This is a genomic window from Aurantimonas sp. Leaf443 (assembly GCF_001425575.1).
Taxonomy (GTDB): domain Bacteria; phylum Pseudomonadota; class Alphaproteobacteria; order Rhizobiales; family Rhizobiaceae; genus Leaf443.
On the sequence record NZ_LMRD01000007.1, the window covers coordinates 46,414 to 62,344 of the forward strand.

The following is a 15,931-nucleotide window of genomic DNA, read 5'->3' on the forward strand; positions in this document are numbered from 1 at the left end:
GGCGCTGGAGAAGATCGCCTTCCGCATGACCCTGAAACCCGGCTGCGAGACGCAGTACCGCGCCCGCCACGACGCGATCTGGCCCGAACTCGTGACGCTGCTGCGCGAGGCCGGGGTGCGCGACTACTCGATCCATCTCGACGCCGAGACGGGCCATCTCTTCGCCACGCTCTGGCGGCCCCTCGACCACGGGATGGAGGCGCTGCCGGACCATCCGGTCATGCGCCGCTGGTGGGACATGATGGCCGATCTGATGGCGGTGAAGGCCGACAACGAGCCGGTCGCCGTGCCCCTCCAGACCGTCTTCCATCTGCCATGAGCGAGGCGCGCTTCGTCGCCGTCGTCGATATCGGCAAGACCAACGCCAAGCTCGCCCTGCACGATCTCGACACCCGCCGCGACCTCTTCGTCGCCACGCGCCCGAACACGCCGCTGGACGGCCCGCCCTACCGCCATTTCGACGTCGAGGGTCTCTGGGCCTTCCTCCTCGGCGCGCTGATGGACTGCGCCGCGCGCCATCCGGTCGAGGCGATCTGCGTCACCACGCACGGCGCCTGCGCCGCGCTCGTGGGCGACGCGGGCCTCGTCCTGCCGATCCTCGACTACGAGAGCGAGGCGCCGCAAGCCGGCCGGACGGCCTACGAGGCCGAGCGCCCGCCCTTCGCCGAGACCTTCTCGCCGCCCCTGCCGAACGGGTTGAACGTCGGCGCGCAGCTCTTCTACCTGGAAAAGCGGTTTCCGGACGCCTTCGCGCGCGCCCGCCACCTCCTCTTTTACCCGCAATACTGGGCCTGGCGGCTCACCGGCGTCGCGGCGAGCGAGGTGACCTCGCTCGGCTGCCATACCGATCTCTGGGCGCCCGAGCGCGGCGCGCCCTCCAGCCTTGCCCGCCGGCGCGGGTGGGACCGGCTGATGCCGCCGCTGCGCAGCGCCTTCGACGCGCTCGGCCCCTTGCGCGAGGAGATCGCCCTCGCGGTCGGTCTCGGCGGACGCGCCGTGCCCGTCCATTGCGGCATCCACGACAGCAACGCCTCGCTGCTTCCCCACCTCCTCTCGAGGCCCGCCCCGCTCGCCGTCGTCTCCACCGGCACCTGGATCATCGCCCTTGCCGTCGGCGGCACGCTGCGCGGGCTCGACCCCGCGCGCGACACGCTCGCCAATGTCGACGCGCTCGGCCGTCCCGTCCCTTCCGCCCGCTTCATGGGCGGGCGGGAGTTCGATCTCCTGACGGAGCGCAACGCGGTCACCCCGCAGGCCGAAGAGATCGCCGACGTCCTCGAACACGGCCCCTTCGTCCTGCCGACCCTCGCGCCCGGCACCGGTCCGGCGCCGGGCGGCTCGGGCGCCTGGAGCGCCGACCCCGCCGCGCTCTCGCCCGGCGCCCGCACGGCCGCGGCGACGCTCTACTGCGCGCTGATGACGCTCCGCATGCTCGACACGATCGGCGCGAAGGGGCCGACGGTCGTCGAAGGCCCCTTCGCCCGCAACGCGCTCTATGTCGAAAGCCTCGCGGCGCTCACCCGCCGCCCCGTCATCGCCTCCGACAGCGCCACCGGCACGACGGCCGGATCGGCCCTTCTGGCCAGAGGCGCCGACGTCTCGCCGTCCCTCGCCACCCTCCCGCCGCCGGCGCGCCGCGACACCCGCGTCGAGGACTATCGGCGGCGATGGGAGGCGCTGGTCGGCGCCCGGTGCGCCTGAACGGGGCCCGTCGCGGCCGGACCGTCCGGGCGCTCGCCGCTCAGAGCGGGAGTTTGGAAAGCGCCTCGCAGGTCGCCCTGTCTCCGACGACGAGCGCCTGCCGCCAGCCCGCATCGCCGGAGCCGGCCTCGCCGAAGCCGGCGAACGACGCCCACGGCGCCCCTTCGGCCGGACGCGCGAGGATCCGCGCGCCGCTGGCCTCCAGAAGCGGGATCCCGCCGGCGACGTCCCAGGTGTTCGGCGTCTCGAAGCGCGCGCCGGCGAGAAGGCCGGCGGCGACGAAGGCGCATTCGATGGCGGCCGAGCCGCTCTGGCGGGCCTCGAAGCCGATGTCGAGCCCGGCCGGCAGGCGCGGCAGGCCGACGATGCGCCGGCGCACCTGGCGGCGGTCGACGCTCTCGATCGCCTGACGCTCGAAGCGTAAGGGGCCGCCGGAGGCGGCGTGGTAGGTGCCGGGCCGCAGCGCGTGGCTCGACGAACACCAGACGGCGCCGACGACCGGACGCCCCTTGTAGGCGACGCCGATCGAGGCGGCGAAGAGCGGGTAGCCGTTGACGAAATTGGCCGTTCCATCGACGGGATCGACGATCCAGACGAAGTCCGAGCCGCTGGCCTCGCGCGGGGCGCTCTCCTCGCCGACGATGCCGTGCGCGGGAAAGCGCTCCGCCAGCCGCTCGCGGATGACGCGCTCGACCTTCTGGTCGATCTCCGACACGGGATCGCGGAAGAGGGCCGCGTCGGTCTCGCCGAGCGCCTTGTAGCGCACCGCGAGGCTGCGGCCGAGCGCGGCGACGATCTCGGCGCCCGCCAGTTCGGCGAGTTCCACCGCCAGCGCCTCGATGCTTTGGAGATCGGGCAGGCTCACGCGTGGATCTCCGTGACGGTGACATGCTCGGCGAGGACCTCGATGTCCTCCAGCCGGCCGGTCCCGCGCCCCGCGCGCGTCACGTTCATCGCGCCGGCGGCGGTGGCGAGGCGCAGCGCCGTCGGCCCGTCGAGACCGGCGGAGACAGCCATGGCGAGCGCGGCGGTCATGGAATCGCCGGCGCCCGTGTGGTCGCGGGCGTGCACTTCGGGGCCCTTGGCGTGGAAGTGGCGGTCGCCGAACCGCGCGAGCGAGCCCTCGCCCGCGCAGGAGACGACGACATTGTCGGCCTTGCTCCGCAGACGGTCCATCGCCGCGAGCAGTTCGGCCCGCTCGCCGCTCTTCGCGATGCCCGCCTCCTGCAGCTCCTCGTGGCTGACCTTGAGGATCGTCAGGCCGCTCCCGACCGCCTCGAGCACGCGGCCGGCGATGTCGGCGACGAGCTTGACGCCATTGGCCGAGAGGTCGGTGGCAAGGCGCGAGAAGAAGTCGAGCGGCAGGACGTCGTCATCGGCGAGCCCCGTCATGACGGCCGTGCCGCAGCGCAGCGATTCGGCGAGGACGGCGTTGTAGAAATCGTCCGTCTCGTGCCGATCGAGGCAATGGGGCGCGATCGTGGCAATGCGCTCGCGCTTGCCCGACCGCCGGTCGTCGACATAGCCGCCATTGGCGCCGCGCACGGGCACCGAGCGCAGGCTGATGCCCTCGGCCTCCACCAGCGCCTCCAGGACGGTGCGGGCCTCGCCGCCGAACGGACCGACGAGGCGCGCCCGGCCGCCGAGCCCGCCGATCATGCGCGCAACCCAGACCGCCTGCCCGCCGGCATGGAAATAGGTGTCGTCCGCCCCGTTCGTGTGCCGCTCAATGGTGACGGTGAAGAGCGGCCAGGGCGCGACGACGCAGATGCCGCCCCCCTCTTCGGCCGGCGGCGGGGCGAAACGGGAAGCGAATGGCGGCATCGGATCCTGCGCTCTGGACGGTCGGGTTGCGGAAACTCTGCCTCCCCAACGCCCCAGCCGCCATGATGCTCCACGGCGATGACCGGTCGCGGCGAACGGTCATCGGCGCCCCGACCTCGCCCCTCCTACCAGCAGACGAAGCCGCCATCCACGATCAGGTCGTGGCCGGTGACGAAGGAGGCCGCCCGGCTCGACAGGAACACCGCCGGCCCGACCATTTCCTCCACGCTCGCCATGCGGCCGAGCGGCGTCGTCTCCTCGAAGATCTTGCGCTGCTCGGCGACTTCCGGCCGCAGGTTCATCGGCGTCAGCGTATAGCCGGGGCTGATGGCGTTGACGCGGATGCCGCGCGCCGCCCATTCCATCGCCAGGCTGCGGGAGAGATGGATCACGCCGGCCTTGGACGTGTTGTAATGGGCCTGCAAAAGGCCCCGATTGACGATCGACCCCGACATGGAGGCGATGTTGACGATCGAACCGCGCCCACGCGGCAGCATGGCGCGCGCCTCGGCCTGCGCCGACAGGAACAGGCCGGTGAGGTTGACGTCCAGCATATGGCGCCAATCCGCTTCCTTCATTTCCTCGGCGGGAAAGGCGTTGGCGATGCCCGCGGCATTGACCGCCACGCTCAAGGGACCGAACCCGCTCTCCACGCGCCGGACGGCCGCTTCCAGTTCCACAGCCTCGCGCACGTCGGCCTCCAACGCGACCGCGCGCCGGCCCGCCGCCTCGATCGAGGCGACCGTCTGCGAGAGACCGGCGCCGCCGGCCCGGTCGAGACAGGCGACGTCGGCCCCGGCCTGCGCCAGGCCGATCGCGATGGCCTGGCCGATGCCGCTGCCGGCGCCGGTGACGAGGGCGATCTCGCCGGAAAGATCGAACAGGGTCATGACTGGAAAATCCATCGGAGGGAAAGACTGGCAGCGAGAGCGTCACCCGTCAGGTGGTCGCCCGCTCCATGATGGCGACATGCGTCGCCTGCGAACGATCGAGGATGCCGCGGTTGCGCCCGCGCGAGAGCACCATGACGCGGTGGGAGAGACCGATGACCTCCTCAAGGTCGGAGGAGACGACGATCACCGCCATGCCGGAGCGCGCGAGCGCCACGATCGCCTCGTAGATCTGCGCCCGCGCGCCGACGTCGACGCCGCGCGTCGGCTCGTCCATGATGAAGAGCTTGGGCGAGCGCGCCAGCCATTTGGCGATCACCACCTTCTGCTGGTTGCCACCGGACAGGCGGCCGGCCAGCTGCTCGGGCCGTCCCTTCACGCCCATGGAGCCGATGGCCTTCTGCGCCAGGGCCCTGGTGCGGCTCGGCCAGACCCAGCCGCGTCTGTCCATCAGGTCGAAATTCCCGACGGCGATATTCTCCTCGATCGTCTGCTCGAGCAGCAGTCCTTGCGACTTGCGATCCTCCGGCACGAGCACGATACCGGCATCGAGGGCCGCGCGCGGCCGGTCGAGGGCCAGCACCTGCCCCTCCAGCCGCACTTCGCCGCCCTCCAGCGGATCGGCGCCGACGATGGCGCGCACGAGCTCCGTGCGTCCGGCCCCGATGATGCCGGCGATCCCGAGGATTTCGCCCGCTTGGACGGAGAATCCGATGTCGCGGAAGGCACCTTTGGCGCCGGTCAGATTGGAGACGCTGAGCACTTCGCGCGCCTGCGGCGCGGACAGCTCGGGAAAGAGCCGATCGACGGAGCGCCCGACCATCTCCTCGACGAGCTGGCGCACCGGCGTGTCCGCCGTCTCGTGCACCGCCACGAGCCGCCCGTCGCGCAGGACCGCGATCCGGTCGGCGATGCGGGCGATCTCCTCCAGCCGGTGCGAGATATAGATGGAGGAGACGCCCTCCGCCTTCAGGCGGTGGATCTGCTCGAACAGGCGGTCGGTCTCCTCGCCGCCGAGAGCCGCCGTCGGCTCGTCGAAGATGATGAGGCGCGCGTCCAGCGTCAGCGCCTTGGCGATCTCGACCTGCTGCTGGGCGGCGACCTTGAGCGAGCCGACCTTGGCGGTCGCGGGCACGGCGAGGCCGAGGCGGCGCAGCTGCACTTCCGCGCGCCGGTTCATCTCGGCGCGGTCGACCTTGCCGCCGCGCATCGGCAGGCGGCCGACGAAGACGTTCTCGGCGATCGAGAGTTCGGGCAGGAGGCGCATCTCCTGATGGATCAGACCGATGCCGCGCGACAGCGCCTCGGAGGGCGAGCGCGGCGCGTAGTCCTCGCCCATCCAGCGCATCGTGCCGCCGGACGGCTTCACCACGCCGGCGATGATGGAGGAGAGCGTCGACTTGCCGGCCCCGTTCTCGCCGAGAAAGGCGAGACATTCGCCCGGCCGGATGTCGAGGTCGATCCCGTCGAGCACGAGGTTCGGCCCGTAGGATTTGGAGATGGCGCGAAGGGACAGGCCGGCGGTGCCGGAGGCGGTCGCCTCGGGGATCGTCGCCGGGCGGCGGCCGGCGGCTTCGGCGTGTGCGGACATGGCGATCCTCGTCGTCGCGGCGCGAAGGGAACCGGACCGGCGCCTTGGGAGGTCTCGCCGGTCCGGGGCGCGACCGCGCGCGGGACGCGCGCGGTCGCTGCGGGTCAGGGATGCTCGGTCAGGAAAGGCTCGACATTGTCCTTCGTGGTCAGCGTCGCCGGCTGCAGCTGGAGCGCGGGAACGCTTTCGCCGGCCGCGAGCTTCATGGCGGACTCGAGCGCCAGACGGCCCATCAGCTGGGTCTGCTGCGTCATGGTCGCCGTGAGCGTGCCCGACTTCACCGCCTCGAGGCCCGCCACGTCGCCGTCGAAGCCGACGACGACGACGTCGGTCAGGTTGCCGACCTTGGCGGCCTGCGCGGCGCCGAGGGCCAGCGCGTCGGCCTGGCCCCAGAAGATCGAGATCTCCGGATCACGCTGGATCATCGCCTGGGCGATGTTGAAGCCCTCGTCCTGCGCCCACTGGTTGGAGGCCTGCTTGGCGACTTCCGTGATGCCCGGGCAGTTCTTCATCGCCTTGGCGAAGCCCTCGTCGCGGTCGATCTGGGGCGTCGTGCCGATCTGGCCCTGGATCTCGGCGAGCTTGCCCTTGCCGCCGGTCGTCTTGCAGACGAAGTTGCCGAGTTCCTCGGCCGCCGCGACGCTGTCGGTTGCGATGAACGTGTCGGCCGGCGCGTCCGGCGGGTTGCGGTCGACGGCGACGACCGGGATCTTGGCGGCCTTGGCGGCCTGCACGGGCACGCTCGCGGCGGTCGCGCCGGCCGGAATGTAGATGATCGCGTCGACGTTGCGGGTGATGAGATCCTGGATCTGGCTGACCTGGGTGGCGCTGTCGCCGGCCGCGTCGACCGTGATGACCTCGATGCCCTTGGCGGCCGCGTCCTTCTCGACGGACTGCTTGATCTGGTTGAAGAAGTCGGCCTGCAGGTTGGCGACGGCAAGACCGATCGTCTTCTTCTCCTGCGCCGAGGCGGCGCCGGTGAAGAGGGCCGCGGAGACGGCGAGGCCGATTGTGAGGGTGGTCAGGGACTTGAGCATTTGGTTCCTCCCGTTGCTCGGATGATGGTGGTTGGACGCTTCGCGGGCTGCCTCCGCAGCCTCGCGGAACCCTTGGCTATTTCCGATGGCGGCCCAGCGTGTCGAAGGCGACGGCGAGCGCGATGACCGAACCGATCACCACCATCTGGAAGAAGGGCGAGACGCCGACGAGGTTGAGCCCGTTGCGCAGCACGCCGATGATGAGGACGCCGATCAGCGTACCGGCGATCGAGCCGACGCCGCCGGCAAGGCTCGCTCCGCCGATGACGACGGCCGCGATCGTGTCGAGCTCGATGCCGAGACCGGCGCTCGGCTGCGAGGAGTTGAGGCGGGCGGCCAGCACCACGGCGGCGACGCCCGCAAGCGCCCCGGCGGCCGAATAGGTGGCGAGCGTGTAGCGGCGCACGTCGATGCCGGCGAGACGGGCGACCTCCGGATTGCCGCCGATGGCGAAGAGATTGCGGCCCGTCGCGCGGTATCGGAGAAACACGCCCGCCACGATCATGAGGGCGATGAAGAGCGTCACCGTCACCGAGAAGAAGCCGAGATGGCGGATCGTGGCGAGGTTGGTGAACCAGTCGGGATAGCCGACGATCTGGCGTCCGTCGGTCAGAATGTTGGCAAGGCCGCGCGCCACCGACATGACGGCGAGCGTGGCGATGAAGGCCGGCAGACGCGCATAGGTGATCAGGAGGCCCGAGACGAGGCCGCAGGCCGCCCCCGTGGCGACGCCGAGGATCATCGCGGCCGGCAGCGGCAGGCCGGCGGTCTTGGCGAGCCAGCCCGTCATCATCATCGACAGCGCCAGGACCGAGCCGACCGACAGGTCGATGCCGCCGATGACGATGACCATCGTCATGCCGATCGCCAGAATGCCGAGGACCGTGACCTGGTCGAGAATGTTGAGCGCGTTGCGCACCGAGAGGAAATACTCGGAGGCGAGCGCGAAGCCGACGCACAGGAGGACGAGGCCGATCAGCGGCCCGGCCACGCCGCCGCCGATATCGAACTTGAAGGATCGCCGCTGCGCGGGCGTCTGCGTCGTCGTCGTCATGGTGTCCTCCCGTTTCACCACCGTCAGCCCGCCGCGCGCAGGCGCATCGGTGGGCTCGTCGGCGTGGCGGCTGTCGTCTCGTCGGGGAAAGCGTCGGCCATGCGGTACCGTGCGCGGGCGACCGCCCGAACCCAGTCGCGCCGTTCGCCGTCGCGCTCCCCGTCGGGCATGGTGGCGGCGAAGGTGGCGTGCGGGCGCTCGATGGCGGCAAGCCCCGCCATGTTCCAGAAGCCGGCGCCAAGGCCCGCCATGTGCGCCGCGCCGATCGCCGAAAGGCCGGCGACGGGAGAGCGAAGGACGGTGAGGCCGGCGAGATCGGCCTGGAGCTGCATCAGCGCATCGTTGGCGGACGGGCCGCCGTCGGCATAGAGCACCGTCACCGGCACGCCGGTCGAGCGCTCGACGGAGGCGATGACGTCGGCCACCTGATGCGGGATCGATTCGACGGCCGCCCGCGCCAGCGCCGCCCGCGAGGTGCCGAGCTTGAAGCCGCAGAGCGTCGCGCAGGCCTCGTCGTCCCAGTAGGGCGCGCCCAGACCGTTGAAGGCGGGCACCAGAGCGACGCCGGAGCCGCGCGAGGCCGAAAGCCCCTCGCCCACGAGAGCCTCGACGGACAGGCCCAGAACCTCGGCCAGCCAGCGCAGCGTCGAGCCGGCCGAGCGGATATTGCCCTCGGCGGCGCAGGCCGGCGCCTCCCCGTCGATCTGCCAGCCGATCGTCAGACAGGTGCCCTCGTCGAGGTCGCGCGCATCCGGTCCCAGCAGGCCCATCACCGAAGAGCCGGTGCCGAAGGTCGCCTTGACGGTGCCGGCGCGAAAGCCGCCCTGGCCGAAAAGCGCGGCATGGCTGTCGCCGAGGACAGCGGTCACGGGCGTCCCGTCGCGCAGGGGCGAAAGGTTGCGGATTGCGGGAAACGGGCCGGTGGAGGGCAGGATGCGCGGCAGGGCCTGAAGCGGAATGCCGAAGAGATCGCAGAGCTCGTCCGACCAGCGGGCCTGCGCCGTGTCGAGCAGCTGCGTGCGCGAGGCGTTGCCGATCTCGATGACGTGCTCGCCGCCGAGGCGGAAGAGGAGCCAGGAGTCGACGGTGCCGAGCGCGATTTCGCCGGCGCGCGATCGTGTCCGGTCCGGATCGTGCCGGTCGAGGAGCCAGCGGCCCTTCAGCGCCGAGAACATCGGATCGAGCGGCAGCCCCGAAAGGCGCCGCACCGTGTCGCGCACCGTCGGCGTTCCCAGGGCCCGCGCGATCCCCGTCGTGCGCTGGTCCTGCCAGGAAAGGAGCGGCGAGATCGCCTGACCCGTGCGCTTGTCCCACAGGAGGAGCGACTCGCGCTGGGTGGAGAAGCCGACCGCCGCCACGCGTGCGGGGTCGATGCCGCGCAGGGTCGACGCCACGGCCGCCGCGACGCTGTCCCAGATCGCGTCCGGATCCTGCTCGACCCAGCCGGGCTGCGGGCAGGTCTCGCCGAGCGGCGCCGTTCCCTGGGCCACGACCGCGCCGGCCCTGTCGACGAGAAGGCCTTTCGTCGAGCTCGTTCCCTGGTCGATCGCCAGGATCAGGTCGGGGGCGGCGGCCATGGCCGTCAGGCCGCCAGTTCGCGCGCGGCGGCTTCGATGCCGGCGGCGTTGAGACCAAAATGGTCGAGGAGGAAGCTCGCGTCGCCGGTGGGGGCGAAGGTCGAGACGCCGAGAATGCGCATCCTCACCGGGTGGCTCTGCGCGACGATCTCGGCGACGGCGCCGCCGAGCCCGCCCTGCGGAACGCCCTCTTCCGCCGTCACGATGCCGCGCGTCTCGCGGGCCGCGCGGATCAGCGCCTGCGCATCGATCGGAGCGAGCGAGGAGACGTTGAGGACGCGCGCCGAGATGCCGGACGCCTTCAGGTTGCGCGCCGCCTCGACCGCGCGCGAGACGAGCGTGCCCGTGGCCACGATCGTGACGTCCGACCCGTCGTGGAGTTCGTCGGCCCGCCCGACCGCAAAGCCGCCGGCCTCGTCGGATACGGCCGGCACGGCGTAGCGCCCGACACGCATGAAGACCGGACCCTGCGCCTGCGCCGCCCAGCGCACCGCCTCGCGCGTCTGGAACGGATCGGCCGGCACGAGGATGGTCAGATCGTGGATCGCCCGCATCCAGGCGAGATCCTCGATCGAATGGTGCGTGGGGCCGAGCTCGCCATAGGCCATGCCCGGGCTCATGCCGCACAGGACGACGTGATAGCCGTTATAGGCCGCGTCGACCTTCACCTGCTCCATCGCGCGCCCGGTGAGGAAGGGCGAGGCGCAGCAGACATAGGGAATGAGCCCGGCATTGGCGAGACCGGCGGCCACGCCCACCATGTTCTGCTCGGCGATGCCGACATTGATCAGGCGGTCCGGAAACTCCTTCTGGAACGCCTTGAGGTTCGAGGATCCGACGGAATCGTTGCAGACGGCGACGATGCGCTCGTTCGTGCGGGCCAGCTCTGTCAGCGTCTCGGCGAAGGCCTTGCGGCAGTCGAAGAGGCCTGCGGAAACGGTTTTCTCGCTCATGCGGAGAGTTCCTTCAGCGCGATCGCGATCTGGTCGGCGCTCGGCACGCCATGGTGCCATTCGACGCCGTGCTCCATGAAGGAGACGCCCTTGCCCTTCACGGTGCGGGCGAGCACGAAGACCGGCTTGCCCTCCCCCGGCCGGGACAGCGCGTCGATCAGCGCCGCGTGATCGTGGCCGTCGATGTCGCGCACCTCCCAGCCGAAGGCGGCGAACTTCTCGCCGAGCGGCGAGAGATCGTTGGTGTCCGAGACGCTGGCGCCCTGCTGCAGGCCGTTGCGGTCGACGACGAGGGTGAGGTTGGAAAGCTTGCGGTGGCCGGCGAACATCGCCGCCTCCCAGTTCGAGCCCTCCTGCAACTCGCCGTCGCCGGTGACGCAGAAGGAGCGGAAGGTCTGGCCGCGCACCTGGGCCCCGACCGCCGTGCCGAGCGCGATCGGCAGGCCGTGTCCGAGCGGTCCGGTATTGGCCTCCACGCCCGGCACCTTGCGCCGGTTGGGATGGCCGTTCAGCCGCGACAGCGGCTTCATGAACGTCTCGAGTTCTGCTTCCGGAAAGAAACCGCGCCGTGCCAGCACGGTGTAGAGCGCGGCGGCGCAATGGCCCTTGGAGAGGACGAAGCGATCGCGGTCTTCGGCCATCGGCTCGGCCGGATCGATGGCCAGCACGTTGAAGAAGAGCGTGACGAGGATGTCGGTGACGGACAGATCCCCGCCGACATGGCCGAGACCGGCGGTGCCGATCGTCTGGATTATGCGCTTGCGCGTTTCGGTGGCCTCGCGGGCGAGACCGGCCGCGCCCAGAAGGGGCTCGCGGTCGGATCGTCGCTCGGCGGCGAGAGCGGGGGCAAGGGCCATCGGCTCGGCTCCTTTGAATAAATATTCATTGCTGTATTGATATTCAGGCTAGGCAGTGCTCTATGGGATGTCAAGCGCGGAAAGTTTGTGCAGTGCACCCCAATCCTGCGGCAATGCCGAAGCCCCCATCGACGCGCGTCGGTCCTCGCGACCCTTCCGTCCCCCGTCCGGCACGCGCTTCGGCGCCTTACGCGGGGCGCCCGAGGCTGGTAATCGGGGAGCGGCGCACGGGCGTGCGCACGGCTCGTGTGGCAGCCGCGTCGCTGGCGCGAAGGGAAACGGTTCTTGGCCCGCATCCACGATCTCAGGCTGATGGGGCGCGTCGCGCAGCTCTACTATCTGGAGAAGGCGACCCAGGCCGAGATCTCGAAGCGCCTGAACATCAGCCAGGCCTCGATCTCCCGCCTCCTGAAGCGGGCGCAGGACGAGAACCTCGTCCAGATCACCATCCACGCCCCGCGCGGCACGTTCTTCGACCTGGAAGCGAGCCTTCGCGAGCGCTACGGCCTCTCGGAAGCCTTCGTGGTGGAAGCTGCGCAGAACACCGAAGAGGCGATCCTCAGCGCCATCGGCGCGGCCACCGCCCATTTCCTGGAGACCTCGCTGCGCGAGGGCGAGGTGATCGGCCTCTCCTCCTGGAGCGCCTCGCTGCTGCGCACGGTGGAAAGCCTGCATCCGACGCGCGTCTCGGCGTCGCGCGTGATCCAGCTTCTCGGCGGCACGGGCAATCCCGGCGCGGAGAAGCACGCCACGCACCTGACGCTGCGCATGGCGCAGATCACCGGGGCCAAGCCTCAGCTCCTCGCCGCACCCGGCCTCACCCAGTCGGCCGAGGCCCGCGCCATCCTCGTCCAGGACCCGTTCGTGCGCGAGACGCTCTCGCAATTCAAGGACGTGACGCTCGCCCTCGTCGGCATCGGCGCGCTCGAGCCCTCGCAGATGCTGGCCGACAGCGGCAACCGTCTTCTGGCCTCCGAACTGCGCGAACTCGGCGACGCGGGGGCGGTCGGCGACATGGGACTGCGCTTCTTCGACCGCGAGGGGCGGCAGGTGCGTTCCTCCTGCGACGAGCGCATCATCGGCATCGACCTGCCGGAGATGGCGGCCGTGCCGCGGGTCGTCGGCGTGGCCGGCGGAGCGCGCAAGGTGGACGCCATCCGCGCGGCCATGCTCGGCGGCTTCGTCTCGATCCTCGTCACGGACAACCACACGGCGGCCGCCCTCGTCGCGGACTGACCCGGCGGCTGGCCTCTCCGCCCCTTGCCCCATCGCCGACAGCGCTTTCGCGGCCGCCCCGCGCGGCGCGATGCCGCGTCTTGCCCGCTTCCAAGACCCAACCCGGAGGACATGAATGAACCGCTTCTCGAACAGAACCGTCGTCATCACCGGCGGCAGCCGCGGCATCGGCGCCGCCATCGCCCTGCGCTTCGCCCGCGAGGGTGCGAATGTCATGGTCAGCGCCAACGAGGACCCCACCGCCGCCGTCGAGGCGATCCGCGCCGCCGGCGGGCGGGCGGAAGGGTTCGTCGCCGACGTGACCGACAAGGGCGACGTCGTGGCGCTCTACGACGCGGCCGAGGCGGCCTTCGGCTCCGTCGACATCTCCGTCCAGAACGCCGGCGTCATCACCATCGCCAAGGTCGAGGACCTGACGATCGAGGAATGGCGCAAGGTGCTGGACGTCAACACGACCGGCGTCTTCCTGTGCTGTCAGGAAGCCATCGCGCGCCTGCGCAAGCATGGCCGCGGCGGGCGCCTCATCAACACCGCCTCCGGCCAGGCGCGCCAGGGCTTCATCTACACGCCCCACTATGCCGCCTCGAAGTTCGGCGTTGTCGGCATCACGCAGAGTCTGGCCAAGGAAGTCGCCAAGGAGGGCATCACCGTCAATGCCTTCTGCCCGGGCATCATCGAGACCGATATGTGGGCCTATAACGACGCGGCCTGGGGCAAGCTGATGGGCGACTACAAGCCGGGCGAACTGATGGCCGAATGGGTCGCCGGCATCCCGGCCGGGCGCGCGGGCAGAGGCGAGGACGTCGCCGGCCTCGTGGCCTTCCTCGCCTCCGAGGATGCCGCCTACATCACCGGCCAGACGGTCAATGTCGACGGCGGCCTGTTCATGTCGTGAGCCGAGCGCCCCTGCCGCGACCGTGGACGTCGCGGCAGGAGCGCCGAACTCAGGCCTTGCCGTCCTTCGCGACGAATTGCGCGCCGGCCAGCAGGCGGTCGCAGGTGAGGAGGGCGGCGCCGGCGGCCTCGGCCATCGGCGGCAGGACGAGCCATTCGAGCGTCCAGGCCGCGCCGGAGCGCTCGTTCTCGTGGATCATGGACTGGGCGAGCGTGCCCAGAAGACCGGCCGAGAGCCGCCCGAGCGCGACGAGGACCTCCGCGCCGACCGGGTTCTGCTTGTGCGCCATGGCCGAGGAGCCGCCGCCGCCCGAAAGGCGGATCGATGCCGTGCCGGTCTGGGCCATCAGCGCCACGTCCTGCCCGATCTTGCCGAGCGTGCCGGCCAGAAGCGCCAGACCTTGCGCGACGTCGAGGATCTGGGTCCGGTCGCTGTGCCAGGGCGCGGCGTCGCGAAGGCGGAGGCGGGCGGCCAGGTCGGCGCGAAGCGCCTCGTAGGCCGGGCCGAAGCTCGCGCCGTCGCCGACGGGGCCGCCGAGCTGCAGCGGCAGGCGCGTCCGCAGGGCGGCGAGCCTCTCGCGATGGTTCTCGAGCGGGCGGCGCCAGGTCGAGAGCTTGGCCGAGACGGTGAAGGGAAGCGCCGCCTGCATGCGCGTCTGCGCCATCAGCGGGCGGTCGCCCTCGGCCTCGGCCAGGGCGCCGAGCCTTGCGATCAGGCCCTCGACGCGGCGCTGAAGGAGGGCCAGCACGTCCCGCAGGCGCAGCATGAGGCCGGTGTCGATCGCGTCCTGGCTGGTCGCGCCGAGATGGACGCTCGCGCCATGCGCCTCGCCGACCGCGCCGCGCATGGCGCGCACGAGCGCCGGCACGGCGACGCCGTCGCGGGCGATGCCCTCGCGAAGGGCGGCGACCGACGGTCGGACCGCCGGGCCCGCTTGCGCCTCGATCGCCTCCGCCGCCTGCGGCGACAGGAGGCCGAGCGCCGCCTGCGAATGGGCGAGCGCGACCTCGAAGGCCTGCATCGCGGCGATCTCGGCCTCGGCGGAGAAATGCCGGGCGATCTCGGCGTCTCCCGTCAGCGCCTCGACGAGCGGTCTCTCCTGCCCCGCCACGCTCACACCCGTTCCAGCGCGACGGCGATGCCCTGGCCGACGCCGACGCACATGGTGGCCAGCGCCCGGCGGCCGCCGCCAAGCTGAAGCTCCAGCGCCGCCGTGCCCGCGATGCGCGCGCCCGACATGCCGAGCGGGTGGCCGAGGGCGATGGCGCCGCCGTTGGGGTTCACGCGCGCGTCGTCGTCGGCGATGCCGAGCTCGCGCAGGGTGGCGAGGCCCTGGCTCGCGAAGGCCTCGTTCAGTTCGATCACGTCGAAATCGGCCGGCGTCAGCCCCAGCCGCGCCATGAGCTTCTTCGAGGCCGGCGCCGGTCCGATGCCCATGACGCGGGGGGGCACGCCCGCCGACGCGCCGCCCAGCACCCGCGCGATGGGCGTCAGCCCGTGGCGCCGGGCCGCCGCCTCGCTCGCCAGGATCAGCGCCGCCGCGCCGTCGTTGACGCCCGACGCGTTGCCGGCCGTCACCGATCCGCCCTTGCGGAATGGCGTGCCGAGCTTGGCGAGCGCCTCCATCGTCGTCGCGCGCGGATGCTCGTCGCGGGCCACCACGACGGGATCGCCCTTGCGCTGGGGGATCGTCACCGGCACGATCTCGCGCGCCAGCCGCCCGTTGGCCTGCGCGGCGGCCGCCTTGGTCTGCGAGCGCAGGGCGAAGGCGTCCTGGTCCGCCCGGCCCACATGGAAGTCCTCGGCGACGTTCTCGCCGGTCTCCGGCATGGAATCGACGCCGTACTGCGCCTTCATGAGCGGGTTCACGAAGCGCCAGCCGATCGTCGTGTCGTGGATCTCGGCATGGCGGGAGAACGCGGTGTCCGCCTTCGGCATGACGAAGGGCGCGCGGCTCATGGATTCGACGCCGCCCGCGATCACCAGCTCCGCCTCGCCCGCCTTGATCGCCCGCGCCGCCGTGATCACCGCGTCCATGCCGGAACCGCAGAGGCGGTTCATCGTCGTGCCCGGCACGCTCTCGGGCAGGCCGGCGAGCAGGAGCGACATGCGCGCGACGTTGCGGTTGTCCTCGCCCGCCTGATTGGCGCAGCCGAAGATGACCTCGTCCACCGCCGCGAAGTCGACGGAGGGATGGCGCTCCATCAGCGCCTTGAGCGGGATCGCGCCGAGATCGTCGGCCCGCACCGAGGAAAGCGCGCCGCCGAACCGGCCGATGGGCGTGCGCAGATAGGCGCAGAGAAAGGCTTCGCTCAT

General features: G+C 71.2%; 15 protein-coding genes. 4 read left to right on the forward strand and 11 right to left on the reverse strand.

Annotated elements, in window-relative coordinates; genetic code table 11:
* The first annotated feature begins 4 nt into the window (after window positions 1–4).
* Both ASG48_RS08515 and ASG48_RS08520 read left to right on the forward strand, forming a co-directional pair.
* Window positions 5–319, forward strand: coding sequence for an L-rhamnose mutarotase (locus ASG48_RS08515; RefSeq protein WP_055849591.1), 315 nt, complete (start codon window positions 5–7; stop codon window positions 317–319).
* Window positions 316–1,701, forward strand: a complete 1,386-nt coding sequence (locus tag ASG48_RS08520) for an FGGY-family carbohydrate kinase (protein ID WP_055848171.1) — start codon at window positions 316–318, stop codon at window positions 1,699–1,701. The genes ASG48_RS08515 and ASG48_RS08520 overlap by 4 nt, the downstream gene beginning before the upstream one ends.
* Before the next feature lie 40 nt (window positions 1,702–1,741).
* On the opposite strand, the gene ASG48_RS08525 is transcribed toward ASG48_RS08520, so the two are convergent.
* The 9 genes from ASG48_RS08525 to ASG48_RS08565 all read right to left on the reverse strand — a co-directional run bounded on the left by ASG48_RS08525 (window position 1,742) and on the right by ASG48_RS08565 (window position 11,484).
* Window positions 1,742–2,566, reverse strand: a complete 825-nt coding sequence (locus ASG48_RS08525; RefSeq protein WP_055848174.1) for an inositol monophosphatase — start codon at window positions 2,564–2,566, stop codon at window positions 1,742–1,744.
* Window positions 2,563–3,525 (reverse strand): PfkB family carbohydrate kinase, encoded by a 963-nt coding sequence (locus tag ASG48_RS08530; RefSeq protein ID WP_055848177.1) that lies wholly within the window; start codon window positions 3,523–3,525, stop codon window positions 2,563–2,565. Before ASG48_RS08530 ends, ASG48_RS08525 begins: the two co-directional genes overlap by 4 nt.
* Window positions 3,526–3,650: 125 nt before the next feature.
* Window positions 3,651–4,415 (reverse strand): SDR family oxidoreductase, encoded by a 765-nt coding sequence (locus ASG48_RS08535; protein ID WP_055848180.1) that lies wholly within the window; start codon window positions 4,413–4,415, stop codon window positions 3,651–3,653.
* A gap of 49 nt (window positions 4,416–4,464) precedes the next feature.
* On the reverse strand, window positions 4,465–6,006 hold the full coding sequence (locus tag ASG48_RS08540) for a sugar ABC transporter ATP-binding protein (protein ID WP_082529354.1): 1,542 nt from the start codon (window positions 6,004–6,006) through the stop codon (window positions 4,465–4,467).
* Window positions 6,007–6,110: 104 nt separating this feature from the next.
* Window positions 6,111–7,043, reverse strand: a complete 933-nt coding sequence (locus ASG48_RS08545; RefSeq protein WP_055848182.1) for a substrate-binding domain-containing protein — start codon at window positions 7,041–7,043, stop codon at window positions 6,111–6,113.
* A 76-nt stretch (window positions 7,044–7,119) separates the two neighbouring features.
* On the reverse strand, window positions 7,120–8,097 hold the full coding sequence (locus ASG48_RS08550) for an ABC transporter permease (protein WP_082529355.1): 978 nt from the start codon (window positions 8,095–8,097) through the stop codon (window positions 7,120–7,122).
* Window positions 8,098–8,120: 23 nt separating this feature from the next.
* Complete coding sequence (locus tag ASG48_RS08555) at window positions 8,121–9,674, reverse strand: FGGY family carbohydrate kinase (RefSeq protein ID WP_082529356.1); 1,554 nt, start codon at window positions 9,672–9,674, stop codon at window positions 8,121–8,123.
* 5 nt (window positions 9,675–9,679) lie between these two features.
* Window positions 9,680–10,627, reverse strand: a complete 948-nt coding sequence (locus ASG48_RS08560) for a transketolase C-terminal domain-containing protein (RefSeq protein WP_055848185.1) — start codon at window positions 10,625–10,627, stop codon at window positions 9,680–9,682.
* Window positions 10,624–11,484 carry a transketolase gene (locus ASG48_RS08565; RefSeq protein ID WP_082529357.1) on the reverse strand — a complete coding sequence of 287 codons (861 nt, stop codon included), beginning with the start codon at window positions 11,482–11,484 and terminating at the stop codon, window positions 10,624–10,626. Before ASG48_RS08565 ends, ASG48_RS08560 begins: the two co-directional genes overlap by 4 nt.
* A 285-nt stretch (window positions 11,485–11,769) precedes the next feature.
* On the opposite strand from ASG48_RS08565, the gene ASG48_RS08570 reads away from it, so the two are divergent.
* Both ASG48_RS08570 and ASG48_RS08575 read left to right on the forward strand, forming a co-directional pair.
* Complete coding sequence (locus tag ASG48_RS08570; protein ID WP_055848188.1) at window positions 11,770–12,720, forward strand: sugar-binding transcriptional regulator; 951 nt, start codon at window positions 11,770–11,772, stop codon at window positions 12,718–12,720.
* A 115-nt stretch (window positions 12,721–12,835) separates the two neighbouring features.
* A complete protein-coding gene (locus ASG48_RS08575; RefSeq protein ID WP_055848191.1) occupies window positions 12,836–13,615 on the forward strand; it encodes an SDR family oxidoreductase in 780 nt (259 codons plus the stop codon).
* A 49-nt stretch (window positions 13,616–13,664) separates the two neighbouring features.
* Here ASG48_RS08575 and ASG48_RS08580 read toward each other — a convergent pair whose 3' ends face one another.
* Both ASG48_RS08580 and pcaF read right to left on the reverse strand, forming a co-directional pair.
* Complete coding sequence (locus tag ASG48_RS08580) at window positions 13,665–14,732, reverse strand: 3-carboxy-cis,cis-muconate cycloisomerase (protein ID WP_055848194.1); 1,068 nt, start codon at window positions 14,730–14,732, stop codon at window positions 13,665–13,667.
* The gene (gene pcaF, locus ASG48_RS08585; RefSeq protein ID WP_055848196.1) at window positions 14,729–15,931 is read right to left on the reverse strand and encodes a 3-oxoadipyl-CoA thiolase; all 1,203 of its coding nucleotides are present in this window, start codon (window positions 15,929–15,931) and stop codon (window positions 14,729–14,731) included. The genes ASG48_RS08580 and pcaF overlap by 4 nt, the downstream gene beginning before the upstream one ends.